The organism is Streptomyces sp. NPDC054842 (assembly GCF_053611025.1).
In genome coordinates, this window is sequence record NZ_JBSGZN010000017.1 from 109,193 (window position 1) to 133,575 (window position 24,383).

Below are 24,383 nucleotides of genomic sequence, written 5' to 3' on the forward strand. Positions count from 1 at the left end.
CCCGTAGCAAAACGTTTCAGACGGCACTTGATAGCACTCTCGCTTGACGAAGGTTTGATGCGGCGGTGAGACGGGCGTCGGTGTTGTCAGGTCAGGGTCCGGCAGGGCGGCCGTAACTAGTTCGTGCACGCCAGGCGGTAAGGCGTCACGATGCTAGTTGTCGATCATGGCAGTGTGGGCACGTCTCAGGGGAGGTACTTCCGGGAGTCGTGCATCGCGGTGTTCACGCTGACAACCTCCGGCGTGTCGGTCGCGTCGAACTACGCGGACCCACCGCCGCCGCCGTCAATCAAGCAGCGCATGAGGCTTTTCGTCCTTTGGATCTTCGCCACACGCTCACCCTGGCATGACCGGTGAGAACCGTCGCGGACTTTCTCGGCAGCGACTGTCGTGATCGGACAACCGGGACGGTCCCGGTACCGGCCGGCGATGCGACCAGAGCCACCCGGGTGTGCCCGAGTCCGCGCAGCGTGAAGGTCAGCGGGCGTCGGTGAGGGAGGCGTACACGACGACGTTGTCGGCGTAGCGGTGGTCCGCGGCGGAGTAACGTCCGCCGCAGGTGATCAGGCGGAGACCGGCGTGGTCGAGATTGCCGTAGACCTCCAAGGTGGGGAACTGCGATTTCGGGTAGCGGACGGTGCGCTCGACGCTGAACACGGCGACGCGGCCGTCCGCGCGAGTGACCTCGATGCGAGCGCCCTTCTTGGCCGCTCCCAGGCTGAAGAAGACACCTGGCTCGCCGTTCCAGGTCACGTGTCCGGCCAGGACGGCCGGTCCCCGCGCGCCGGGGCTTGGGCTCTGGGTGAACCAGCCGGCCTTGTCCGGGTCCTTCGGTGTCCGGAGGGTGCGGTCCTGGTTCAGGCCGAGCCGTTCGAGTGCGGCGTCGACGTGCAGGGAGGGGATGGAGATACCCACGGGGGGTGAGGCGGGAAGGACATCGTGGTTGGGCAGGTCACCCGGGTCCGCCAGGCCGCGGGCGTGCGAGCCGCGCTGCGCGTCGGAATCGGTCACGAGCGGCCCGTGCGGGTCCGGTGCGGTGGCCGCTACTGCGCGGGGCGCCTGGGGCGCAGCGTCCTGCTGGTCGGCGAGTCCGACACCGAGGGCGCCGCCGGCGGAAAGTGCGAGGGTGGCGGACGCGGTGGCGAGCGTCCGCCGCCCGTGAGGCTTCCTGACCCTGCGCGCGTGCTCGCCGCCGCTGTGGGGCGTGTTCGTCATGGCCGGCCCCCCGGCTCAACGTCCCCGAGGCGCGGTGTGCCGAAGGGCGACGACGAGGGCGCCGGCGGATCCGGCCAGGAGGATCCCACCTGTGGCGAGCAGCCCGGCCGACTGGACGCCGTCCGTGGTGCCGCCTCCCGTTTCGACGCCTCCGGCCGGCATGGATCCCACGGCCGCACCCTGGAGCATGCCGCACGCGGCGGGAGCGGTCGCCTCCTGGGGAAGCTTGGGATCGAGCTCGCTCTTGCCCTTGGAGAAGTCGTACGTCCCGTTGCCGTTCGGGTCGATGCCGTGCTGGACCACATGCAGGTCCTTGATGTGGTCGGCGACTGCTTGCGAGACGCTGATGGTGCGCTCGTAGGACACGTGGCCCTTGCTGTCGGCGGTGGGCATGCGGTCGACGGCGAGCCCGCTGTCCTTGCTGGTGTCGCCCTTGGTGGTGAGCGAGATGTTGATGTCGCCGTAGGCGGGGACGCCCTCCGTGGTGGTGACGACTCCGTCGCCGTTCTTGTCGGCACTGCCGTCGGGGCAGTGGAAGTCGTGACCGTCGGTGGAGCCGTGGATGTGCTGGGCGTGGGGCGCGTTGGGCACCAGTCCGTCCGTCTCGATCCTCACCGTGAGCTGGTCGCCATCCAGGCTGAGCACCGCCGTTCCGTTCGCGCCGGTGTTGTTCAGCTGCTCCAGGTTCACCTGGTAGGAGTTCCCCGAGTCGGCGACGGCCGATCCGGCGAAGCCGAGCGCCAGGGCCGCGGGGAGAGCGGCCAGGGCGGTGAGGTGCATGGTGCGTCGAACTGTCATGATCAGTTGCCTCCGTCATGATGGCCGTCCGCTCTGCGGGGCCGGACGGTCTCGCCATGGGCCGCCGGCCGCACTACGAGGGGCAGGACGCGAAGGACGGCTGTGTACAAGGAATCCGACACCGCGCCCGTGACGGCTTGGTGGCGCCGCGAGATTTCTGGCAGAGGGGTTTCGTACTGCCGAGAGCGCAGGTTTCTTACGGCCGTGACATCTGCACGTCGGTGATGCCTCCTCGCGGCGGCAGGAGCGGACGTCGGACGCATGCCCGCTGCCGCGCCGGCCGTATTTCCCCGTCGTGAAGACCGACAAGACGGGAACCCATCCGTGCACCCTCGCGGCGACGTATTACCCGTGCAGCCGCCGTCGGACCGACGGCTTTCTCACCAGACGCGGAAAGGGGGTGAACTCGTGATGACGGACGAGGAGTTCGAGAAGTTGATCGTGCTGGCCCGTAAGGAAGCGGAGCGCACCAGGCTTCCCTTCGCCCAGACCGAGGACACCCGGTACGCGATGCTTGCCCGCCATGCCGAGTTCGGAGCCTGTGAGCATTGAGGGCCGTGCGTACTTCGAGCACGTCACCTACGAGCTTTGATGCGCAAGGCGTGAGCGGCGAAGTCCAGTTCTCGGGGGAGCGGTGAGACCTCGCATTCCCAGCTGCCGCACGGCCGGTTGAGCGCCCGGACAGTCTGGCACGCGAACCGGCGCCATGGTGCACGGCGCCTGGAGCCTGTGCCGACCGGCGCGGGTCAAGTAGGGCCGCTCAGGCGGGGAATGGCATCAGCACGATCGGTGAGGACGTGGGCTTGAGGGAGCCGCCGGCGGGTTCGAGGGTGAGACCCATACCGGAGGCGTCGCCCACCTCGCCGCGCATCAGGACAGCGGTCGCCGCACGGGCGGTGTTCACGAATCCGGCCGGCCGCATGGCGCCGCCACCGTCGTTGAACCAGAGCTCGTACACCTTGCCGGGGGGTGGGTCGGCCAGTCCCGAGGTGACGAAGGCGGCCCGGTCGAGTGCCTCGGACACGATGACGGTCCCCGTGGCGCCGTCCGCGAACTGCGTGGTGCGGGTCTTGGCATCGGGTGCGACCAGGACCGCTGCGACGGACTCGGTTCGCTGCTCGGTGCGGCGGGCCCGCTCGATGGCATCCTGGGCGCGCTCGTGCTGCCAGATGGTGGTGCCGCCCAGGGCCGCCGCCGCGGCCAGGCAGGCAGCCAGCGCCCATCGCGACGCGCGGTGCGGCCGCCAACCGGAGCGGGAGGAAGGGGTGGAAGCATTTTGCGGTCCTTCCTGGCGGACCGTGCTGATGCGCCGCATCACGTGCTCTTTGAGCTCGGGGCCGGGCGTGACGGACGCGGCCACGCCGAGGAGGGCGGCGGTCTCGCTCAGTTCCCGCACCTCCACGGCGCACGCCTCGCAGCTCGCGAGGTGGCGTTCGAAGGCGGCGGCCTCCTTGTCGCTCAGTGCGTGCAGAGCGTATGCCCCGGTGAGGGTGTGCAGGTCGGCGGTCGTCATACGCTCACTCCCAGGCAGTCCCGGAGCCTGATCAGGCCGTCGCGCAGTCTGGTTTTCACGGTACCCAAGGGAAGGGCGAGGGACTCGGCGACCTCGCGGTAGGTCAGTCCGCGGTAGTAGGCCAGGGTGACCGACTGACGCTGGATGCCGGTGAGGGCGTTCAGGCAGCGCTTGACCTGCTCGCGTTCGAAGCGTGCCTCGACCTGTTCGGCGACCTCGTCGAACTCCGGAGTATGGTCCAGCAGCGCCGCCTTGTGCTCCCTGGCGGTCGAGGCCTCCACGGAGCGCACCCGGTCCACGGCCCGCCGGTGGGCCAGGGTGAGGATCCAGTTGATGACGGTGCCGCGGTCGGGCCGGTAGTGGGCGGCGGTCCGCCATACCTCCACCAGAACGTCCTGGGCGACTTCCTCGGCCTGTGCCTGGTTGCGCAGCACGCTGCGTGCGACACCCAGGACCGGGGAGACGGTGGCGTCGTAGACGACCGCGAAGGCTTCCTGGTCGCCGCCCACCACCTCGGTCATCAGTGTCTCCAAGTCCGGCCGAGCCGACGGATGCCGCCCGTTGTGTGCCGGCTTCTCCATCACGCCACGCTCCAGGTCAGGTCAAAACGGGTCAGATTGGACGGACTTGCTTCGTGCCAATGCTCCGAAGTTACCGGGTGTTCAGCCCGCCATGCCGACGGTGAGTACTGACGGTCTCACGCGGGTGCCCTCCGCTTGCCACGAAGACGCTTCGCGGGCTCGTTCCCCGGTGCGTGGGTGACCCTCCGGGGCGGACTGGCCGCCAAGGGGCAGTTCAACTGAGGACAGCGATGGCAGCGATCCCTGTTTCTGCATATAAAGGGCTTCTCGGATATTTCACGGCTGAGGAGATGTCATGCCCTACGGTTCCGTTGTGGGTCCCGGCAGCATGTTGGCCGCCACCGGAATGGCGACCGGCCAGCTGTGGCTGGTGGTCCTCAGCGCCGTTCTCGTGCTGGTGGGAACGGTCCTGGTGCGGGCGTCGTTCAGGCGTGGCAAAGGCCCGATCGAGCGGTGAACCCCGGTTCCGTTTCGCCCGGCCGGGAGCGCGATTCCGAGGTCTGTGAGGCGGCACCCGCGGAGCCGGTGCCGGCGCGGTGGCCGGGGGTGGCTCCACTGCCACGGGCCTGGCACGCGTCGTCCCCCGCGCTCGTCGCGCTCGGCGCGATCCCGCTGACAGGCTTCCTGGCCTGGGGCATCGCTCACGTCTACAGCACGGTCGCCGCGCTCGCGGGCGGACACCGGGGCATGGCCCTGCCGTGGCTGGTCTCGTTCCTGCTGCTGTGGTGGGTACCGCTGTCCTGGCTGGAACGCCCCCGGGACGCGTCACCCGCACACCAGGCCGAACTGGACCTGCTGACGGTGACCGTGCAGATCCCGGTCTACAACGAGGACCCGGAGACACTCCGGGCCTGCCTGCACTCTCTGCTGGTCCAGTCGCGACCGGTGAACCGCATCCGGGTCGTCGACGACGGATCGGTCCACGACGACGGCACCCCGATGACCTACGACGACGTGCGCGCGGAACTCCTCCGGCGGGCCGGGGCCCGCGGGGTCGAGGTCACCTGGGACCGGACCGCCAACCGCGGCAAGCGCCATGCCCAGATGCACGTGCTGGCCACCGACGACGCGGACGTCTTCGTCACCCTCGACAGCGACTCGCTACTGGACCCGGAGGCCATCGCCGAGGGCCTCAAGCCCTTCGCCGACGAACGGGTCACCTCCGTCGCCGGACAGGTCGTCGTCCTCAACCACGACGCCAACACACTCACCCGGATGGTCAACCTGTTCTATCTGCCCTTCACCCGTGGCCTGCGCTCCGCGCAGTCGGTTCTGGGCAGAGTGACCATCAACTCCGGCACGCTGGCCTTCTACCGCGCGCACATCGTGCGCGAGGCCGCCGGCGTCTACGAGCACGAATCGTTTCGCGGCCGGCCGATGCAGATGAACGACGACTCCATGCTCACGATGTACGCGCTGCTCCGCGGAGACACCGTCCACCAGCCCTCCTCGCTCGTCTTCACCCTCGCGCCCGAACGCTGGTCGCACTACCTGCGCCAGCAGATGCGCTGGATGCGAGGCACGACCGTGCGCCACCTGTGGTGGCTGCGCTACATGCCCCTGACCGGCATCGTCTTCTGGAGCACCGTCGCCGAGTACGTCCACATCGCCCTCGGCATCGCCATCCCCGCCGCGATCCTCACCGACCCCGGCCTGCGCGGGCACGCCGCGGCCCTCGCCACCGCCGGCCTGGTCATCGGCACCGTCATGAGCTACTTGATGGCCCTGCGCCTGTTCACCGTCCACCGCACCGACATGCGACTGCGCCAGGTCCTGCTCCTCTTCGCCCTCGCGCCCGTGGCCTCGGCATGGCGGGCCCTGGTGCTGCGCCCGATGTACTTCTACGCGATGGCCACCTGCCACCGTGTCGACCACTGGGGCACCCGCGCCCACGTCGAGGTAGCGCGCGGCAGCGGCATGCCCGGCGCAGTCGGAAGGACATGAGCGGAGCGCCCGCCGGGTGATGGAGGGCCCGGCCGGCCACGACTCCCAGTCAGGCGGCGGACGGCTGCACGGTCTTCCGCGTGCGCCACCCGTTCCTGTCAGTCCGAGGTCCGCGCCGCGGCCGATACGGCCTCATCAACCGTGGCGTGGACGGCCTGCGGAGTGAGTTTGTCGGCGAGGGGGTGGCGTGCCAGCTCTTCGGCGGCGCGGGTGCGGAGGCGGGCAAGGCGCAGGGTGACGCCTTTCTGCGGCGCAGAAGGCGTTCTGTGGCGGCACCCCGGCGATCTGGGCGTAGGCGACGCACTCGGGGACGATCAGTGCCCAGGCGGTCAGCGCGCCCGGCGCATCGCCTCGCAGCCATCGCTTGCGGTAGCGGCGCAGCCAGCCGGGGAGCGGCCAGGGCCGTGCCGGTGCCGCGGTGCTCATCCGGCCAGGCCACTGAGGGCGTCGCCGATGAACTTGGCTCCCAGCACCATCAGCAGCACGGTCATGATGGCCGCGTTGTGCTGGGCCATCCAGCCCTTCCACGACTCCAGGACCCGCGCCGACTTCCTCCCCCCGACGAGGTAGACGCCGAGCGGCAGCAGCGTGCACAGCGAGCCGATCAGTACGAACAGGGCAACGGCGACGCTCTTGCCTCCGGTGGAGGCGGAGCTGCCCGCGATGGAGACGGCGCCTCCGACGGCCAGCACGAGGTTCTTCGGGTTGAGCGCGGACAGCGCGGCGGCCAGTCCCGCCGCCTTACCGGGGGAGAAGGTGTCGATGGCTTTCATCCAGCCTGGCAGGCCGGCCTCCTGCCCTGCGCGCGGTCGGCTCCTCCACTGCTTCAGTCCCAGCAGCACGAAGAGCACACCGGCCGCCAGCTTCACCCAGGACACCCAGGAAGCCGTCTCGCCGTCCTGGTGCGCGTCGGCGCCGGAGCCGAGCAGGACGACGGCGGTGCTCAGCGCTGCCAGAGTCACCACCCAGGCGGCCGTGAAGGCGATGCCGTTCGTTCGCCCGCGGGGTGTCGCCAGCATCAGCACGATGGCGATGATCGGCACCGGACTGATGGCGATACCGACGGCCGGTGCGAGCATCTGCCCGATGGCGTCGCCCACGATCAGCCTGCCACGGTCAGGGCCGGCAGTTGCCAGGTGCCGTCCAGCACCGGGGCATCCGGCCCGTAGAGGCGGATGATGACGGTGAAGGGGCCGTCGGGAGCGGGCAGCCAGTTCGCCGCCTGCCCCGGGTCGGCCGGCCGGGCGTGCTGGACGTACAGGGTCAGGCCGCCGTCGGCGTCGTGGACCAGGCCCGCGGTGCGGTCGCCGATGGAGTACCGGTCGATCTCGTTGTCCACCAGCAGCCGCTCGGGCAGCCGGTAGAGGGTGGCCGACCAGAAGAACCGCGCCTTGGGAAGCTGGTCGGCGGCGAAGTGGACGACGTAGTCGCGCTCCGAGGCGTCCGGCGGGCGGTTTCCCGCGTTGTCGGCGGCCCAGCCTCCGTACCAGGCTTCCGCCGGGGGAAGCCCGTACAGGCCCTTGTCCGCGCCGATGCCCCGGGCGAGGTAGTCCTCTCCCAGCTCCGCGCGTGTGCCGAAGAGGCCGGACGAGGTGGTCGCCCCGGCTTTCGCGTTCTCCAGCCGCTCGCGGCCCGCGCGGATGCCGTCCTCCATCGCGGCGCGCACCCCGGGCTCGAGCGCGGCCACCTCGAAGGTGCCAGTGCCGTCCACACCGAGAGCGGCGAGCCGCGCGCGCAGCTCCTCGCTCCCGGGCAGGACGGGAAAGAAGCCGAGGAGGAAGTCCAGCACGGTGAAGAACTCGATGTCCTGACCGGATTCCTCACGCCAGACCGGCCACACGGGCTCCGCAAGGGGGGCCGGAGCGTCCGTGCCGGTGAAGGCGCTCAGGGGCCGCAGCCCGTACTGCCCCTGAACCGCGCGCAGCTCCTCGACATCCGCGTCGGCCAGACCGGTCAAGGTGGTGCGTCCCAGGCAGCCCACGAGCTGAGTGTCGGCGCGCAGCACCCCGGACACGCCCTCGGGTACCTCGCCGGACCAGCCGGGCCCCGCGATCAGGTGGTGCCCCGCCCCCTGGCCGGTGGTGCGGGAGCCCACGTAGCCGACGTAGGTGGTGTCGAGGTCGTGGAAGGGCAGTACGTAGTAGCGGTCCATCGCGGGCACCGACACCACCCACGGCTCCGCGCGCAGGTCCAGCCAGCACCACGAGTACGGGGTGTCGTTGTTCGGCGTGACGATGTCGGTGTTGTCCGGTCGCGACGGCTGAGGATAGTGCCGGAACGTACCGAAACCGCCGACGTATCGGGGGTCGTCCGGGTCCAGGGCCTGGGCGTACATCGTCCGGTAGTTCTCCAGCATCGGATGGCCGTACACCCACCCCTCCGCCGCCGTCACCCGCACCGCGTCCAGGTCCTTGCCACTCATCCGCCACCACCGAATCGGGCATAACGCCCCATAGTTTTTCGTGTGATGGTAAGGACGGGGCATCCGCTCCGCGCGCGCGACACGGACGGGCCCGTTTTGCGGGCCGCAGGACGGCACTCGACGCCGGTCTCGCCCCCACCCCGGAGAGGACCGGGTCGGCTACGGGCGGACGTGGAGGCGAAAGCCCGCGTTGGGCATCGACCGGTCCTGCCTTGCCCCGAAGGTGCGTGCACACCGTAGCCACGGAGGCTCGCGACCAGTGAGGATGCCCGGCATGAGGACGAACCCGACGCTCCATCCCCTGGGGCCGACGCACTCGGCATTCGTGGTGAGCTGAACCCGCCGCGTGTCGGCCGGAGTTCAGACGGAGACCGGGGCCGTCCGGGTCCGGGTGGGGGCGAAGGTCCCGTGGCCGTTGGCCGCGCTCACGACTGCTGCTGGGCGTCGATCTCGGCGATCAGGGCCTCGACGCGGGTCTTGATCTCGTCGCGGATCGGGCGCACCGACTCGACGCCCTTGCCCGCGGGGTCCTCGAGGGCCCAGTCGAGGTACTTCTTGCCGGGGAAGACGGGGCAGGCGTCACCGCAGCCCATGGTGATGACGTAGTCGGACGCCTGGACGGCCTCGGTGGTGAGGATCTTCGGCTTGGCGTCGGCGATGTCGACGCCGGCTTCCTTCATCGCCTCGACGGCGGCCGGGTTGACCTGGTCGCCGGGGACGGAGCCGGCGGAACGGACCTCGATGCGGTCACCGGCGAGGTGGTGGAGGAATCCGGCGGCCATCTGGGAGCGGCCGGCGTTGTGGACGCAGACGAACAGCACGGAGGCGAGCGGGGCGGCGGGCATGGGTTCTTCCTTCGTGATCAGCGGCGGATGCGGGATGCGGGGTGGTTCAGGCGAGCGGCGTGCCGAGCAGGTCGGTGACGCGCGCGTCGATGTCGTCACGGATACGGCGGACCGTGGCGACGGGGGCGCCGTCGGGTCGGCGACGGGCCAGTCCGGGAGGGGGAGAGGCGGACATGGCGAGACCCTTTCGACGGGCCTGTAGGTCAGCGCGGACTGGTATCAGCTCCGGGTGATGTGACAGTATCAGCACATGATGACGTCAGTCGACACTGACCTGATCCGGGTGCTGGCCGACCCGCTCAGGCTCCGGATCGTGACCCTGCTCGCCGAAGAGACGCTGTGCACCACGCATCTGGTGGAGGAGACCGGAGCCCGGCAGACCAACCTCTCCAACCACCTGCGAGTGCTGCGTGAGGCGGGGGTCGTGGAGACGGAGCCGTGCGGCCGGTACACCTACTACCGGCTCAAGCCCGACGTCATCGCCTTGCTCGCCGGTCAGTTCGCCGACCTGGCCGAGTCCGCTCGCACCGCCGCCGAGAACAAGAGGGCCTGCCCGTGACCCCCGCCGAAGCCGCCACGACCGAGGCGTCCGCGAGACCCGCCACCGCACCGGGCTCCGTCGCGCCCGCGCCCGGCGCCACCCCGCCCCGCAACCCCCTGGCCGCCCGCGCCGCCGCCGAACTCACAGGCACGGCGCTGCTGGTGGCGGTCGTGGTCGGCTCCGGCATCCAGGCCACCGAACTGAGCGAGGACGTCGGCCTGCAGCTACTGGCCAACTCCACGGCCACCGTCTTCGGCCTGGGCATCCTGATCCTCCTGTTCGGCCCGGTCTCCGGCGCGCACTTCAACCCGGTCGTCACCCTGGCCGAGTGGTGGACGGCCCGGCGCGGGGGCGCCGGCGTCACCCTGCGTGAGACCGCGGTGTACGTGCCCTCGCAGATCGTCGGCGCGATCGCGGGCGCGATCCTGGCGGACGCGATGTTCGGCAGGCCGCTGGTGCAGTGGTCCACGCACGACCGCTCCGCCGGGCATCTGCTGCTCGGCGAGGTCGTCGCCACGGCCGGCCTGATCCTGCTGATCTTCGGCCTGGCCCGCACCGACCAGCTGCGCTTCGCCCCCGTGGCCGTCGCCTCGTACATCGGTGCCGCCTACTGGTTCACCTCCTCGACGTCGTTCGCCAATCCGGCGGTGTCCATCGGCCGTGCCTTCACCGACACGTTCGCGGGCATCGCGCCGGGCTCGCTCCTGGGCTTCATCGGGATGCAGATCGTCGGCGGCGCGGTCGGGCTGGCGCTGGTGGCCCTGATCTTCATGCGCGGACGACCGGCCGAATGACCCGCACGACACAGGTGGTGGTGATCGGCGGCGGCCAGGCCGGGCTCGCCGCCGGCTACCACCTGCGCCGCAAGAAGCTCGACTTCGTCATCCTCGACGCCCAGAACGCGGCGGGCGGCGCCTGGCGGCACACCTGGGACTCGCTGCACCTGTTCTCCCCGGCGGCGTACTCCTCACTGCCGGGCCGCCTCATGCCCGCCCAGGCAGGCGAGCAGTACCCGGACGCCGCCCACGTCGTCGACTACCTGACCGACTACGAGCAGCGCTACGACCTGCCCGTACGACGGCCGGTCCGGGTGAGCGCGGTGCGGTCCGACGCCGGGCGGCTACGGGTGGAGACCGACGCGGGCGCCTGGTCGGCGGGGGCCGTCGTCTCGGCGACCGGCACCTGGTGGAGCCCCTTCCTGCCGGCCGTCCCGGGCCGGGAGGTGTTCAGGGGCCGCCGGCTGCACACCACCGGCTACCACCGCCCGGCCGACTTCGCCGGGCAGCGGGTCGTCGTGGTCGGCGGCGGCAACTCCGGCGCACAGATCGCCGCCGACCTCGCCGGTCACGGCATCGACCTGACCTGGGTCACCCGGCGCCCGCCCCGCTATCTCGCCGACGACATCGACGGCCGCGCCCTCTTCGACGCCGCGACCGCCCGCCGCCGCGCCCTGGACGCGGGCACGGCCGACACCGGCGGTGTGGCCTCGCTCGGCGACATCGTCGCCGTGCCGCCGGTCCGCGCCGCCCGGGACGCCGGGCTGCTGAAGGCCCAGCCGATGTTCGAGCGCCTCACCCCCGACGGACCGGTGTGGGCCGACGGGACGTCTGCTCCCGCGGACACGGTCATCTGGTGCACCGGCTTCCGGCCCGCCCTGTCCCACCTCGCCCCGCTGCGCCTGCGCGGAACACGCGGGCACATCGCCACCGACGGCACGCGCGCGGCCGACGAGCCACGGCTGCACCTGCTCGGCTACGGCGACTGGACCGGCCCCGCCTCGGCCACCCTGATCGGCGTCGGACGCCCCGCCCGAGAGGCCGCCGCGCAGATCGCAGCTCTCCTGTCCTGACCTACGGGGCGGCGCTGTCCGGCCTGACGGCGAGCCCCTACGGCCAACAGACAGGGCAGGCCCGCCCCGCCCCCGTGGAGACAGCGAAACAAAACAAACGAGTCCGGGACACGCTCTCGTGCCGTGCGCCCTCTGCCATGTTCTGTCTTGCCGTGCGCGTCAGGCGGTGGGTCCCGGGCTGTGCTCCCGTGTGGTGCTGCGGCTTGGGGGGAGCATCTGGCCCACGGTGATCAGCGCCAGTCCGCTCAGCAGCAGGGCGTTCGTGCCGATGAAGCGGACCTGCCATGAAGGGCTGGGGACGAGGTGGAAGAAGAACAGCCCTTGGAGGACGCACGGCGTGCCGACCAGCAGTACCCCGAGTCCGTGCACGCGGGGGCGGGTTGTGCGGCGACGCTGCCAGGACGGCGTCCATCCGCTGTATACGGCGATGGAACCGAGCGCAATCGCCAGGCATCCAAGGAGCATGCCGCCTCCGACCACCCAGTCCATGTCATTCCTCCAGTTCGGTGCGCAGGGCCGCTACAGGTTGTTCCTGGTTGGGCCTGCGTGTGCTTCTTGTGGCTGTGGGACGGAGTGGTGCGGCGCCGCTGACGGGCATCCACTTGTTGGAGATCGGAGTTGAGCGGTCAGCGGTCAGCGGTCCGTAGGCGACCGGTGGGCCGGACCTACACCCGCCCTTTCCGAGCGTGCCTGGCAGGTGTCCGGCGGCGGGCACGGCGTGTCGGCGAGCAGCGGTCGGCGGGGGAGAGGCGCAGGCACTCCGGGTCGGCGGATTTCGCCGCCGGCCGGACTTCCCGGCTCATCTGTGGGGATCTTAGCGGTGCCATCCTCGGGCAGAGCAAGTGATCGCCGACCGTTCTGCTCCGACGGGCCGAGGTTCCGCGATGCGTGGCCAACCCGGTGCGTGGTGCCTGGCACAGCGTGGGACAGGGGCGGACAGCGCTTCGCCGTAACGCGACGACGAGCCGGGTGCGTTGGACGAAGGGCTCCGAGGATCACGGATGCGCGAGCGCGACTGCGGCGGGGTCTGCCGGGACTGCGTAAAGATCCGGTAGGGTCCCCGGTGGTGTGCCGGGAAGCCTGGTCGGCGAGCAGGGGACAGTTCTCTTTGCCGATCGGGGGCCTTTGATGGTGCTTGTGGCGGTGTTCGGTGCCGCGTTGCTGGTGGCAGTGCTGTTGTCGGGCCTTGCGGTCCAACCTGCTGATGCGTTCACGGCTGTTGGGCGCGGAGCCGAAGCTCCAGCCGCTGCTGCCGTTGACCATCGGCGTCATGCGGTACGCGGGCTGCCACCTCACGCACGCCAACCCTTACCCGGCGGCGTCCTCGGCGGGCGTCGTGTGGACGTCGGTGGCTCCCCAGTCCAGCCGCGCCTTCGAGGAGCTGGGTGGGTCTTTGGCGGAGCTTGCCGAGTTCGCGGCGCTGCTGGTGTTCGGGGCGTTGCTGACTCCGCATCTGTTCGGTGACTTGCCTGTAGGCGGGTACGTGGCAGTGGTGCTGTCGATCGTGTTCATCCGTCCCGCGCCCCTGCTGGTCTCGCTGGCCGGCACGCGCTCGATCAGCCGCGGGGAGAAGCTGACGGCGGCCTGGTTCGGGCCGAAGGGCTTCGCCTCGGTGGTCTACGGACTGCTGGTGCTGCGGTCCGGAATCCCGCAGGGCGAGCAGGCCCGCACGCTGATCGCGGTCGGCATCGCCTTCTCCATCGTGGCGTACTCCAGCACGGATGTTCCCATGGCCCGGATGCTCGACGTGGAGGACCCCGTCGGCATCCCCGACGACGAGCAGGAAGGATCGCACGAGCACAGGGTGCCGCGTCCCGCGGCCCGGAAGAAGGAGGAGAGCTGCGATGCGCGCGATTGATCTCGCAGTGCAGTACCCGACGGTGAGTCTGGACAGCGATGCGTTGGACGCCGCCCGGCTGCTGGCCGAGCGGCAGCTGCCCGGAGTGCTGGTGGTGGACGGTGACGGCCTGCCGTACGCCATCCTGCCGGCCTCCCGGCTGGTGAAGCTGCTCGTACCCGACTACGTCATCGAGGATCCCGCTCTGGCGGCGGTCATCGACGAGCGGCACGCCGACCGTCTGTGCCAGGCGCTGGCAGGGCAACCGGTACGTGACGCCCTGCCCAAGGAGCGGCAGAAGCCGCCCCTCGCGGACGCGGACGACACCGCCCTGGAGGTGGCGGCACTCATGGCGCGAGAGCGCAGCCCGCTGGTCGCGGTGGTCGGGAAGGACAAGGCCGGCTCGCGGCTGCTGGGAGTGATCACGGCCGCGCACCTGCTGGAACGACTTCTGGGAGCGGCGTGAACAACTGGCACAGCTGGGCGGCGATCGCGGTGTTCGCGGGCGCCTACGCCCTGATCATCACCGAACGCGTGCACCGCACCGCAGCCGCCCTGGGCGGGGCCGGGCTGATGCTGCTGATCGGCGCGAGCGACGACAAGGCGGCCTTCTACAGCGAGCACACCGGCGTCGACTGGAACGTCATCCTGCTGCTCCTGGGCATGATGGCCATCGTCGGCGTGCTGCGGCAGACCGGCGTCTTCGAGTACCTGGCGATCTGGTCCGTCAAACGAGCCCGCGGGAAGCCCTTCCGGGTGATGGCCATGCTCATCGTCATCACCGCCCTGGCCTCCGCCCTCCTGGACAACGTCACCACCGTCCTGCTCATCGCCCCGGTCACCTTCCTGGTGTGCGAGCGCCTCGCGTTGAACGTCGCGCCGTTCCTCATCGCCGAAGTACTGGCCTCCAACATCGGCGGCACGGCCACCCTGGTCGGCGACCCGCCGAACATCATCATCGCCAGCCGGGCCGGCCTGACCTTCAACGACTTCCTCGTCCACCTGGCGCCCATCGCCGCCGTCCTCGTCGTCATCCTGCTGGTGCTGTGCCGCCTCATGTTCCGCCGCTTCTTCGTCCACGACCCCGCCCGCGCGGACGACGTCATGGCCCTGAGGGAACGCGACGCCATCCACGACCCGCGGCTGCTCGTACAGGGCCTGGCCGTCCTGGCCCTGGTCGTCGCGGGCTTCGTCCTGCACCCCGTACTCCACTTCGCCCCCAGCGTCGTCGCCCTGCTGGGCGCGGGCCTGCTCGTCCTCATCTCCAAGGTCGACACCAACACGGTGTTGAAGGAGGTCGAGTGGCCGACCCTCGCCTTCTTCGCCGGACTGTTCATCATGGTGGGCTCGCTCATCGAAACCGGCGTCATCGGCACCCTGTCCGACGCCCTTGCCGGCGCTCTGGGCGGCAACGAGCTCGGCGCCACCATGGGCCTGCTCTTCGGCTCCGCCGCCTTGTCCGGCATCGTCGACAACATCCCCTACGTCGCCACCATGGCCCCCATCACCGGCGACCTCGTCCACGACATCAGCGGCAGCGCCGACGGCCAGCATGTGCTGTGGTGGGCGCTCGCGCTCGGCGCCGACCTCGGCGGCAACGCCACCGCCATCGGCGCGTCCGCCAACGTCGTCGTCCTGGGCATCGCCGAACGCAACCGGCAGCCCATCAGCTTCTGGACCTTCACCAAGTACGGCCTCATCGTCACCGCGGCGACCGTGGCCGCGTCGGCGGGATATCTGTGGTTGCGCTACTTCGCCCTCGCCTGACCCCTCAGCAGGAGCACCACCGCTCGGGCATCGGACCCTTCACCCGACCGGAAGTCTGGAAGCGGTGGGAAGAGATGTCCTGGGCGCACGCCCCCGTCGGGGCACGACAGGCCGCTGAGCCAGAGGGATTCACCCGGGCCGAAGTGCCGTGGCTGCTGTCAGAGGTCGTCCGGCCAGCCCAGGAGCCGGGCGCCGATCACGGCGGTCTGCAGGGTGTAGCGGTGGGCGGGGTCTCCCGGATCGGCGCCGGTGAGCTTGTGGATGCGCTCCAGGCGGTAGGTGAAGGCCCGCACGCTCAAGTTCAGACGCTTGGCCGCCTGGGCCGCGACGCAGCCGGAGTCGAAGTAGGCGGTCAGCGTCTCCAGGAGGGGACCGGCGCCACCGCGCGCGCTCAGCAAGGGATCCAGCGTGTTGCTGACGAGGTCGGCCATCGCCTGCCGGTCTCGGGTCAGGACGGGATACACGAGGAGGTCGGCCGCGCGCAGCACCGGCTCGTGGATCTGGAGCCGAGTGGCCAGATCGAGGGAGTTGAGCGCCTCTTCGTAGGAGTGGACGACTCCTCCCGCCCCCGGGTGCGGGCGCCCGATGGCGACTTGGCCACCGCCTGTGGCTGCGTAGGCCTGCTTGGCGAAGAACGCCAGGACGTCGTCCTGGTCCCCGGGAGCGATGCAGATCAGCCGCCCGTCCTTGGTGGTGAGCAGGATGCGCCGCTCACCGAACCGGCCGACGACGGCGCTCTCCACGTGGCGGACGGCGGAGTCGGTCTCCTCGACCGGGCTGTCGCCCTGCGCGACCGCGACGGCGTGAGCGCGTGAGAGGAGCAAGCCGAAGCGTTCGGCGCGTTCCGACAGCCTGCCCAGGTCGCTGCGCCCGTAGAGCAGATCGTCGATGAACTCCCTCCGCATGGCCTCCTCTTGACGCACCGCCAGTTGCTGAGCCCGCTCGTGCCCCTCGGCGAAGGCGTCGATGGCCTGCTCGACCGCGGCCAGCACCCCGTCGTCCGCGGCGGCGAAGACTTCGCGGGCCAGCGACAGGTGCCGGCGTACGGCCGCTCTCAGCCCGTAGCCGGCCTCTGCCGCGCGCTCTCCCCAGTTCCTCAGGGACTCCAGCTCCTCCCTGCTGAGGCGGCGGCCCGTCGCACGCACTTCGTGGAGTATCTGGACGTACCCCTCCAGATACTCGTCGGGAATCTGCGACCCGGTCACGGGCTCTCCTCGGTTCTCGGCACTGTGCTGCGTGATCCTGGCGCGGGCCGGACGGACTGGCAAATCAAGTACACGGACGGAACCGTCTCTGTTCGTGTACGGCATGGGGGAGACGGAGAAGATTGCCGGAACGCGGCAATGCGCCGCATGCGGCGGCCGGGCAAGGATAGGGGCTGCAGGAACAAGGGGAGCAATTCCGGTGCCGGTCCCTGGCAGCAGGGCCGGCACCGGGATGCGCGGTTCGATCCGGGGTGAGGGCATGGGGGACGTCATCGGTGCTGCCGCGCGGTTCCCCACCGTCACTTTCACGTCGGCCGTTGTCGTCGTCCTCGGTTTCTGGCTGCTGGTCCTGCTGGGCCAGGCAGACGCTCGTGCCTTCGATGCCGACGCGCCACTGCTGGCCTCTGCACTCGGCGGTATGCCGGTCACGGTCGCGGCCACCGTCGTGATCGGGTCGGCCTGGCTGGTCAGCCTCACCGGGACGCTCTCGATGGACCTGATACACCTGAGCGAATCCGGGGCTGCCGTCGCCCGCGGTGCGCTGCTCGTCGTGTCCGGCCTCGCCGCCTGGCTGGCGGCCCGCGCGTGCCCGGCTCTTCCCGTTCTCGCGTCCCGGGTTCGGGGCCGGCTTCGCCGCCGAACCGGGGCAACGACCACGCCGTACGACCCTGGCAGTCGCCGCGCCCGCTGTCGAGCGATCACCTGTCCCGCGCCTGTACCGCGCTCGCACGCCTGACATAAGCGCCCGCACCCCAGCGGCACGGCAGGCCTGGCCACCGAGGTATCAACTCCTCGCATACTTCAAGGATTTCGCATGGATGCCATCTCCATGGGCGTCGGCGTGCTCATCGCCGCCTGCCTGCTCATCGCCGCGGCCGCGCTGTTGGTCGTCTCCCGCCTGTTCCGCAAGGTGGAGCAGGGCAAGGCCCTGATCGTCTCCAAGGTGCGCAAGGTCGATGTGACCTTCACCGGTCAAGTGGTTCTGCCGGTGCTGCACAAGGCCGAGGTGATGGACATCTCGGTGAAGACGATCGAGATCACCCGCGCCGGCAAGGAGGGGCTGATCTGCAGGGACAACATCCGCGCCGACATCCGGATCTCGTTCTTCGTCAAGGTCAACAAGACAGTCGAGGACGTCGTCAAGGTCGCACAGGCCGTCGGCACCGTACGGGCCAGTGACCAAAGGACGCTGCAGGAACTGTTCCATGCCAAGTTCTCCGAAGCGCTGAAGACGGTCGGCAAGCAGATGGACTTCACCGACCTGTACACCAAGCGTGAGGAACTCCGTTACAAGATCATCGAGTTGATCGGTATCGACCTCAACGGCTACCACCTCGAGGACGCGGCGATCGACTACCTCGAGCAGACACCGATGACCCAGCTTGATCCGGCCAACGTCCTCGACGCCCAGGGCATCCGGAAGATCACCGAACTGACGGCCGTGGAGCACGTCCGCACCAACGAGTTCCAGCGGCACGAGGAGAAGGAGATCACCCGGCAGAACGTCGATGCCCGCGAGGCGATCCTGGAGCTGGAGCGGAGGCAGGCGGACGCCGAGATCAAGCAGCGCCGGGAGATCGAGACCGTCCGGGCGCGGGAGGAGGCCGAGACCGCGCGGGTGGTGGAGGAGGAACGGCTGCGGGCCCAGTCCGCGTTCCTGAGAACCGAGGAACAGCTGGGCGTCCAGCGCGAGAACCAGGCCCGCGAGGTCGCCGTGGCACAGAAGAACCGTGAGCGGGTCATCGCCGTCGAGAACGAGCGCATCGAGAAGGACCGCCTGCTGGAAGTCATCGCGCGGGAACGGGAGACGCAGCTGACGCAGATCGCCGCGTCCAAGGAGGTCGAGGGTGAGAGGCGGGAGATCGCCGAAGTCATCCGGGAACGTATCGCGGTGGACCGCACCGTGGCCGAGCAGGAGGAGGCCATCAAGAGGCTGCGAGCCGTGGAGGAGGCCGAGCGGCGGCGCCAAGCCGTGATCATCGCCGCTGAGGCGCAGGCGCAGGAGAACCTCGTCAAGGACATCAAGGCCGCTGAGGCCGCGGAGCAGGCCGCCGTCCACCACGCCGCCGAGGAACTGACACGGGCCGAGGCGCGCTTGAAGTCCGCCGATCTCGACGCGCGCGCGAAGCTGCGCATGGCCGAAGGCGTCCAGGCCGAGTCCGCCGCCGAAGGGCTGGCAGCCGTTCAGGTGCGGGACAAGGAGGCGGAGGTCATCGAGAAGGCCGGCCGTGCGGAGGCGGAAGCGGCCGCCGCGCGGATGCGGGCCGAGGCCCAGGGCGCCCGGGAGAAGGCACTCGCCGAAGCCGAAGGCATCAGTGAGAAGCTGAAGGCGGAGGCGGCCGGCCTGACCGAGAAGGCGACGGCGATGGCCGCGCTCGACGACGCCTCCCGCGGCCACGAGGAGTACCGGCTGCGCCTGCAGGCGGAAAAGGACATCCGCCTGGCCGGACTCGACGTGCAACGGCACGTCGCCGAGGCTCAGGCCACGGTCCTTGCCACCGGACTGGAAAACGCCGACATCAGCATCGTCGGCGGTGAGTCGGTCTTCTTCGACCGGCTGATGTCCTCCGTCGCGCTCGGCCGGAGCATCGACGGATTCGTCCGGCACTCCGAGACGGCCCAGGCCCTCGCAGGGCCCTGGCTGGACGGCACATCCAGCTTCACCGACGACCTCAGCCGCGTCCTTGGCGCCGTCTCCACGGCCGACGTGCAGAACCTGACGGTCTCCGCGCTGCTGATGAAGCTGATGAACAGCGGCGGCGCCGACGTCAAACAGGTGAGGCAACTCCTGGACAAGGCGGGTGAACTGGGCCTGGCCGACACCTCGCTGGCCGCACTCAACGGCGGCGCCAAGGCCTGAACAGCCGCGCAGTCTGCAGCCGCCGCACAGGGGACGGCGGCTGCAGACCGCGCTCCCTCCTTCTTCGAAAGGGCCGTCATGACCACCGGCTGGGACACCGGCACCTACGAGGTGCTCCGCGACCGCCTCACCGCCCAGGCCGCCGAACTCGCGCGCCGCGCCGAGACGCTGAACGCCCGCCGCGTCCAGGAGTTCGGTGCCACGCATCTGGAGCTGGTCGCCACCGCGCAACTGCACACCGAGCACAGCTGCCTGCCCCAAGACACCGTCTGCGTCGGGGACACCCTGCTCGTCGGCCACAATCCCGTGCCCGGCCGAGGGCCCGAGACGAGCATCGGTGAGGTCTTCGCGCTCTACGACCGCGACCTGAACCCGCTGCCTCACGGCGCCGTTCCCGGCCTCCTCGACGATCCTGCCTTCGTCCGGGAATTCAAGGCCCTGTACCGCTACTACCGTGACGCCCGCCTCCTGCAGCTACGCCGGACCGAAGGCAGACTCCTGGCCGTCTTCCGGACCGGGAAGCAGGCCGCGGACATCCGCGTTCTGCGCTGGGCGGTGACCGCCGAAAGCACCCTGACGTTCTTGGACGCACGCGGAGACCGCGACCACGTCCTGCCTCCCGCCCACGACTTCGACTGGACGCACACCACCCGCGAGCACCACGTCCTCGGCCGTCACCCGCACGTCTCCATCGAAGGCGAGGTCTTCCTCTCCACCCTCGAAGGCACCCTCACCGTCTGGGCCGACCACGCCGCCGACAGCGGCGCCGACATCCACACCGAGCCGGTCGACGAGCCGCTGCAGTCCCTCGCCGACGCCGACATCGCCTACGCCCGCGTGGGCGTCCTCATCGTGCTCCGCGTCCGCCCCTACAAGGAGGACACCGACCGCTACCTGGTGTTCAACACGATCACACGATCGGTGGTCCGCCTGGACGGCATCGGGCAGGCGTGCCGACGGCTGCCCGAGGACCAGGGCATCGTCTTCCCAGGCGGCTACTGCCTGGCCACGGGCGCGTACAAGACCTTCGACCACCGTGCCGCCGCCCTCGACACGGCAGCCTGGGAGTTCGAACGGGTCATCCGCTCGCCCAACGGCGAGGACGTCCTCTTCGCCTTCCACGCCCGCGCGCAAGGCCGCAGTCTGCTGCTGCCCTACAACGTGATCCGCAAGGAGGCCGCCACTCCGCTCTCCTGCCACGGCTGGGCGCTCTTCGACGACGGCCACCTCGCCGTCCTGCGCACCGAGGGCGACGAACCGCAGCGCGTGCACCCCCTGCAGTTCTGGACCTCCCCCTACGTCTCCGACACCCACGCCGGCTTGCGGCCCACCGGCACCGGCCCCCTCGCCCGCATCGGCAACGCCGATCTCGTACGCGGCATCTCGGACTGTCTGTCCCTCACCCACTCCGCCACCCGGAGCGGCCCCACGAGCGAGCTGTACCGGGCGCTTGCGGCCTCCTGCGTCCGCACCGCCGACGCCTATCACTGGCTGGCCGAGCCCGAACTCGGTGACCTGGGCACACCGCTGAACCAACTGCGGGTCACCGCCGAACAGGTGTTGGCGCAGTTCGAGGCCGTCGAAGCCCTCACTCGTCAGGCCGCGGACACGCTCGCCGAGGCCACTGACCGGGCCGCACCAGTCGTCCGGCGCCTGCGCGGACAGGCCCCCCACAGTGCCATCGAATGGGTGACCGGCCTGCGCGAACTCCGCCATGCCATGGGGCATCTGCTCGCCCTCAAGGACATGCGGTACGCCGACACCGACCGCATCGACGCGCTGGCCGCCGAGATGGAGCGCGACCTCGCCTCCTTCGGGCAGCGAGCCGTCGCTCACCTCGCCCGCGAGGACGCCTTCGCCGGCCACCACGCCGACATCGAACGGCTCGCCGCCGACGCCGAGCACATCACCACCGTCGCCCAGGCCGCGCCGCTCCTCGCCCGCATCGAGGAACTGGCGGACGGACTGGGCACCGTCACCGAAATCCTCGCCGGGTTCGACGTCGGCGATGCCACCATCCGCACCACCGTCCTGCAGCGGATCGCCGAAGTGCTCGGCGGCATCAACCGGACGCGCGCTCTTCTCGACCGCCGTCGCCGCGCACTGCGGGACAGCGAGGGACGCGCCGAGTTCGCCGCCGAATTCGCCCTGTTCGGCCAGACCGTCACCGGTGCACTCGCCGGCACGGACAGCCCTGAGGCCTGCGACGACCAGCTCGCCCGGATGCTCCTCCAACTGGAGAACCTGGAGTCCCGCTTCACCGAGCACGAGGACTTCCTCAGCGAACTGGCGGACAAGCGTGAGGAGGTCCAGGAGGCGTTCGCGGCCCGCAAACACATGCTCGCCGACGACCGCGAACGCCGCGCCGCACGCCTCGCCGACTCAGCCGCCCGCATCCTGCGCACCGTCACCCGTCGAGCCACCACCCTCACCGACACCGACGCCGTCACCACCTACTTCACCTCGGACCCGCTGCCCGCCGGCATCCGCCGCATCGCCGACGAACTGCGCGAACTGAACGAGCAGGTTCGAGCGGAGGAGCTCCAGGGCCGTCTCACCGCCGCCCGCCAGGAGGCCCTGCGCGCCCTGCGCGACCGCACCGATCTGTACACGAACGACGGCCGTACGCTGCGTCTTGGCACCCATCACTTCGCCGTCAACACCCAGCCCCCGGCCCTGACGCTGGTCCCGCACGGCGACGGCCTCGCCGTCGCTGTCACCGGCACCGACTACCGCTCGCCCGTCACCGACCCCGGCCTCACCGCCACCCGCCTCCACTGGGACCGCCTCCTGCCCAGCGAATCCCCCGACGTCTACCGCGCCGAACACCTGGCAGCCCGACTACTGGACGAACACGGCCCTACAGCGCTGCAGGGGAGCGACCTGCCCGCCCTCGTACAGCAGGCCGCTCAGGCGGCCTACGACGAGGGGTTCGAGCGCGGCGTCCACGACCACGACGCGACCCTGATCCTCACCGCACTGCTGCCCTTGCACGAACGCGCAGGCGTACTGCGCCACGAACCCGCCGCCCGCGCCACGGCCCAGATGTTCTGGGCCCACGACACAACGACGAGAGCGCGGGAAGACTGGACCCGCCGCGCACTGTCGCTGGCGCGCGCCCGCGACACCTTCGGCCTGACCCGTGCAATCACCGAACTGCAAGCAGAACTCGCCGAGGCGATGACCGGCCCGGACGCCACAGGCGCCGCCGTCTACCTCTTCGAGGAACTGACCACCGGCCCCGACGGCTTCGCCCTCGGCGTGAGCACCCGCACCCTGCTCGAAAAATTCCGCCGCACCATCGACACGGCCGCCTACGACGGCGACCTCGCCTCACTCGACGACCTCAGCGCACGCGAGCAACTGGTCCACGCATGGCTGTCCTCCTACACCGCCTCCACCGGCACGGAGGCGACCCCGGGTGACCTGGCCGAAGCGGCGGCAGCCGAGCTCTCGCCCGACCTACCCCGCTATGACGCCGATGCTCCGCTGACCGCAACAGTCACAGGACTGCTCGGCACCCACCCCCGCATCACCGCCGGCTCCCTGCCGGTCCGCATCGACGAATTCCTCACCCGTACCCGCACCTTCCGCACGCACGACGCCCCAGGGCACCGCGCCCACCAGCGCCGCCGCGCCGAGTTTCTGGCCGCCGAACACACCCGTCTGCACTTGGACGAGTTCAGGCCGCGGGTCATGTCCACGTTCGTACGCAGCAGACTCATCGACGAGGTGTACCTCCCGCTGATCGGCGACAGCCTCGCCAAGCAAATCGGCACCACCGGCGCCTCCAACACCGACACGGGCGGACTGCTCCTGCTCATCTCCCCACCCGGCTACGGCAAGACAACCCTCGTGGAATACGTCGCCGAGCGCCTCGGCCTGATCCTGGTGAAGGTCAGCGGCCCGGCGCTGGGCCACATGCTCACCTCCCTCGACCCTGCGCAAGCCCCCGACGCCACCGCCCGCCGCGAAGTCGAAAAGATCAATTTCGCGCTGGAGGCCGGCAACAACACCCTGCTGTACCTCGACGACATCCAGCACACCTCGTCCGAACTGCTCCAGAAGTTCATCCCCCTGTGCGACACCACCCGCCGCATGGAAGGCGTGCACCACAACGAACCCCGCACCTACGACCTGCGCGGCAAACGCTTTGCGGTCTGCATGGCCGCCAACCCCTACACCGAATCCGGCACCCGCTTCCGCATCCCCGACATGCTCGCCAACCGCGCCGACGTATGGAACCTCGGCGAGATCCTGACCGGGAAGCAGGACGCCTTCGCGCTCAGCTTCATCGAGAACGCACTCACCGCGAACCCGGTCCTGGCCCCGCTCGCCGGCCGCGACCGGGCCGACCTCGACCTGTTGATCCAGCTCGCCCACGGCAACCCGACGGTCCGCGCCGACCAGCTCACCTACCCCTACGCTCCCGCCGAACGGGAACAGATCGTGACCGTGCTGCGTCACCTGTTGACGGCACGCGAGACCGTCATGGCGGTGAACAGCGCCTACATCGCCTCGGCAGCCCAGTCCGACATCACGCGCACGGAACCGCCTTTCCGACTTCAGGGCTCCTACCGCAACATGAACAAGATCGCCCAACGCATCCAGCCGGTCATGAACGACACCGAACTGTCCGCGCTGATCGACGACCACTACACCGCCGAGGCCCAAACCCTGACGACCGCAGCCGAGGCCAACCTGCTGAAGCTGGCCGAGCTGCGCGGCACACTCACCCCCGCGCAGGCTCTCCGCTGGACCGCTGTCAAAGCGGCCCATGTCCGCACCCAGGCGCTGGGAGGACCGGACAGCGACCAGCTCACTCGCGCGATCGGCGCCCTCGGGCTCCTCGCGGACCGGATCGCCGCCGTAGAGGCGGCCATCACCCGCGCCTCCGACCCGCGCCACACCGTCGTCGACTCGACGCCCCGCCACGCCGTCCGACCGTACGGGGAGTAAGTCGTCCAGCCGACGCCCGCATCGGCTCTCGACGCTGTCGCCAGGAC

The 24,383-nt window shown here is 70.1% G+C and carries 21 protein-coding genes and 1 pseudogene; 12 read left to right on the forward strand and 10 right to left on the reverse strand.

Annotation, left to right across the window (positions count from 1 at the left end; all coding sequences use genetic code 11):
- Positions 1 to 477: 477 nt before the first annotated feature.
- Both ACWGIS_RS16075 and ACWGIS_RS16080 read right to left on the reverse strand, forming a co-directional pair.
- Positions 478 to 1,215, reverse strand: coding sequence for a class F sortase (locus tag ACWGIS_RS16075; protein ID WP_453363024.1), 738 nt, complete (start codon positions 1,213 to 1,215; stop codon positions 478 to 480).
- A gap of 15 nt (positions 1,216 to 1,230) precedes the next feature.
- Positions 1,231 to 2,013, reverse strand: coding sequence for a CHRD domain-containing protein (locus ACWGIS_RS16080; protein WP_453363025.1), 783 nt, complete (start codon positions 2,011 to 2,013; stop codon positions 1,231 to 1,233).
- A 408-nt stretch (positions 2,014 to 2,421) separates the two neighbouring features.
- On the opposite strand from ACWGIS_RS16080, the gene ACWGIS_RS16085 reads away from it, so the two are divergent.
- Complete coding sequence (locus ACWGIS_RS16085; RefSeq protein ID WP_453363026.1) at positions 2,422 to 2,565, forward strand: hypothetical protein; 144 nt, start codon at positions 2,422 to 2,424, stop codon at positions 2,563 to 2,565.
- 208 nt (positions 2,566 to 2,773) lie between these two features.
- Here the strand turns inward: ACWGIS_RS16085 and ACWGIS_RS16090 are convergent, their stop codons facing one another.
- Entirely contained in the window at positions 2,774 to 3,526 is a 753-nt protein-coding gene (locus ACWGIS_RS16090) for an anti-sigma factor (protein ID WP_453363027.1), read from the reverse strand.
- Positions 3,523 to 4,107: a sigma-70 family RNA polymerase sigma factor gene (locus ACWGIS_RS16095; RefSeq protein ID WP_453363028.1), complete on the reverse strand. Its 585-nt coding sequence runs from the start codon at positions 4,105 to 4,107 to the stop codon at positions 3,523 to 3,525. The genes ACWGIS_RS16090 and ACWGIS_RS16095 overlap by 4 nt, the downstream gene beginning before the upstream one ends.
- A gap of 295 nt (positions 4,108 to 4,402) precedes the next feature.
- Here ACWGIS_RS16095 and ACWGIS_RS16100 point away from each other — a divergent pair, with 295 nt between their 5' ends.
- The gene (locus ACWGIS_RS16100) at positions 4,403 to 4,564 is read left to right on the forward strand and encodes a hypothetical protein (protein ID WP_453363029.1); all 162 of its coding nucleotides are present in this window, start codon (positions 4,403 to 4,405) and stop codon (positions 4,562 to 4,564) included.
- 89 nt (positions 4,565 to 4,653) lie between these two features.
- Complete coding sequence (locus ACWGIS_RS16105; RefSeq protein WP_453363030.1) at positions 4,654 to 6,051, forward strand: glycosyltransferase; 1,398 nt, start codon at positions 4,654 to 4,656, stop codon at positions 6,049 to 6,051.
- A gap of 422 nt (positions 6,052 to 6,473) precedes the next feature.
- Here ACWGIS_RS16105 and ACWGIS_RS16110 read toward each other — a convergent pair whose 3' ends face one another.
- From ACWGIS_RS16110 to ACWGIS_RS16125, 4 genes are all read right to left on the reverse strand, one after another.
- Positions 6,474 to 7,151 carry a GAP family protein gene (locus ACWGIS_RS16110; protein ID WP_453363031.1) on the reverse strand — a complete coding sequence of 226 codons (678 nt, stop codon included), beginning with the start codon at positions 7,149 to 7,151 and terminating at the stop codon, positions 6,474 to 6,476.
- A 2-nt stretch (positions 7,152 to 7,153) separates the two neighbouring features.
- Positions 7,154 to 8,473, reverse strand: coding sequence for a DUF1254 domain-containing protein (locus tag ACWGIS_RS16115; RefSeq protein ID WP_453363032.1), 1,320 nt, complete (start codon positions 8,471 to 8,473; stop codon positions 7,154 to 7,156).
- 425 nt (positions 8,474 to 8,898) lie between these two features.
- On the reverse strand, positions 8,899 to 9,318 hold the full coding sequence (locus tag ACWGIS_RS16120; RefSeq protein ID WP_453363033.1) for an arsenate reductase ArsC: 420 nt from the start codon (positions 9,316 to 9,318) through the stop codon (positions 8,899 to 8,901).
- Positions 9,319 to 9,364: 46 nt separating this feature from the next.
- Positions 9,365 to 9,493, reverse strand: coding sequence for a hypothetical protein (locus ACWGIS_RS16125; RefSeq protein ID WP_453363034.1), 129 nt, complete (start codon positions 9,491 to 9,493; stop codon positions 9,365 to 9,367).
- A gap of 75 nt (positions 9,494 to 9,568) precedes the next feature.
- On the opposite strand from ACWGIS_RS16125, the gene ACWGIS_RS16130 reads away from it, so the two are divergent.
- The 3 genes from ACWGIS_RS16130 to ACWGIS_RS16140 are packed head-to-tail and all read left to right on the forward strand — an operon-like array spanning position 9,569 to position 11,708.
- A complete protein-coding gene (locus ACWGIS_RS16130) occupies positions 9,569 to 9,877 on the forward strand; it encodes an ArsR/SmtB family transcription factor (protein ID WP_453363035.1) in 309 nt (102 codons plus the stop codon).
- Entirely contained in the window at positions 9,874 to 10,653 is a 780-nt protein-coding gene (locus tag ACWGIS_RS16135) for an aquaporin (protein WP_453363036.1), read from the forward strand. The genes ACWGIS_RS16130 and ACWGIS_RS16135 overlap by 4 nt, the downstream gene beginning before the upstream one ends.
- The gene (locus tag ACWGIS_RS16140; RefSeq protein ID WP_453363037.1) at positions 10,650 to 11,708 is read left to right on the forward strand and encodes an ArsO family NAD(P)H-dependent flavin-containing monooxygenase; all 1,059 of its coding nucleotides are present in this window, start codon (positions 10,650 to 10,652) and stop codon (positions 11,706 to 11,708) included. The genes ACWGIS_RS16135 and ACWGIS_RS16140 overlap by 4 nt, the downstream gene beginning before the upstream one ends.
- Positions 11,709 to 11,867: 159 nt before the next feature.
- Here the strand turns inward: ACWGIS_RS16140 and ACWGIS_RS16145 are convergent, their stop codons facing one another.
- The gene (locus tag ACWGIS_RS16145) at positions 11,868 to 12,197 is read right to left on the reverse strand and encodes a hypothetical protein (RefSeq protein ID WP_453363038.1); all 330 of its coding nucleotides are present in this window, start codon (positions 12,195 to 12,197) and stop codon (positions 11,868 to 11,870) included.
- A gap of 706 nt (positions 12,198 to 12,903) precedes the next feature.
- On the opposite strand from ACWGIS_RS16145, the pseudogene ACWGIS_RS16150 reads away from it, so the two are divergent.
- The 3 genes and pseudogenes from ACWGIS_RS16150 to ACWGIS_RS16160 all read left to right on the forward strand — a co-directional run.
- Positions 12,904 to 13,566 (forward strand): annotated as a pseudogene (locus tag ACWGIS_RS16150) (cation:proton antiporter); the annotation flags it as partial.
- The gene (locus ACWGIS_RS16155; protein ID WP_453363039.1) at positions 13,553 to 14,011 is read left to right on the forward strand and encodes a CBS domain-containing protein; all 459 of its coding nucleotides are present in this window, start codon (positions 13,553 to 13,555) and stop codon (positions 14,009 to 14,011) included. The pseudogene ACWGIS_RS16150 and the gene ACWGIS_RS16155, both read left to right, overlap by 14 nt.
- The gene (locus tag ACWGIS_RS16160) at positions 14,008 to 15,312 is read left to right on the forward strand and encodes an SLC13 family permease (protein ID WP_453363040.1); all 1,305 of its coding nucleotides are present in this window, start codon (positions 14,008 to 14,010) and stop codon (positions 15,310 to 15,312) included. The genes ACWGIS_RS16155 and ACWGIS_RS16160 overlap by 4 nt, the downstream gene beginning before the upstream one ends.
- A 158-nt stretch (positions 15,313 to 15,470) precedes the next feature.
- Here the strand turns inward: ACWGIS_RS16160 and ACWGIS_RS16165 are convergent, their stop codons facing one another.
- Complete coding sequence (locus tag ACWGIS_RS16165) at positions 15,471 to 16,517, reverse strand: PucR family transcriptional regulator (protein WP_453363041.1); 1,047 nt, start codon at positions 16,515 to 16,517, stop codon at positions 15,471 to 15,473.
- 259 nt (positions 16,518 to 16,776) lie between these two features.
- On the opposite strand from ACWGIS_RS16165, the gene ACWGIS_RS16170 reads away from it, so the two are divergent.
- The 3 genes from ACWGIS_RS16170 (at position 16,777) to ACWGIS_RS16180 (ending at position 24,336) form a co-directional block, all read left to right on the forward strand.
- Positions 16,777 to 17,253 carry a hypothetical protein gene (locus tag ACWGIS_RS16170; protein WP_453363042.1) on the forward strand — a complete coding sequence of 159 codons (477 nt, stop codon included), beginning with the start codon at positions 16,777 to 16,779 and terminating at the stop codon, positions 17,251 to 17,253.
- Between the two features lie 78 nt (positions 17,254 to 17,331).
- Positions 17,332 to 19,377 (forward strand): SPFH domain-containing protein, encoded by a 2,046-nt coding sequence (locus ACWGIS_RS16175; protein WP_453363043.1) that lies wholly within the window; start codon positions 17,332 to 17,334, stop codon positions 19,375 to 19,377.
- Between the two features lie 78 nt (positions 19,378 to 19,455).
- The gene (locus ACWGIS_RS16180) at positions 19,456 to 24,336 is read left to right on the forward strand and encodes a DNA repair ATPase (RefSeq protein ID WP_453363044.1); all 4,881 of its coding nucleotides are present in this window, start codon (positions 19,456 to 19,458) and stop codon (positions 24,334 to 24,336) included.
- Positions 24,337 to 24,383 lie beyond the last annotated feature (47 nt).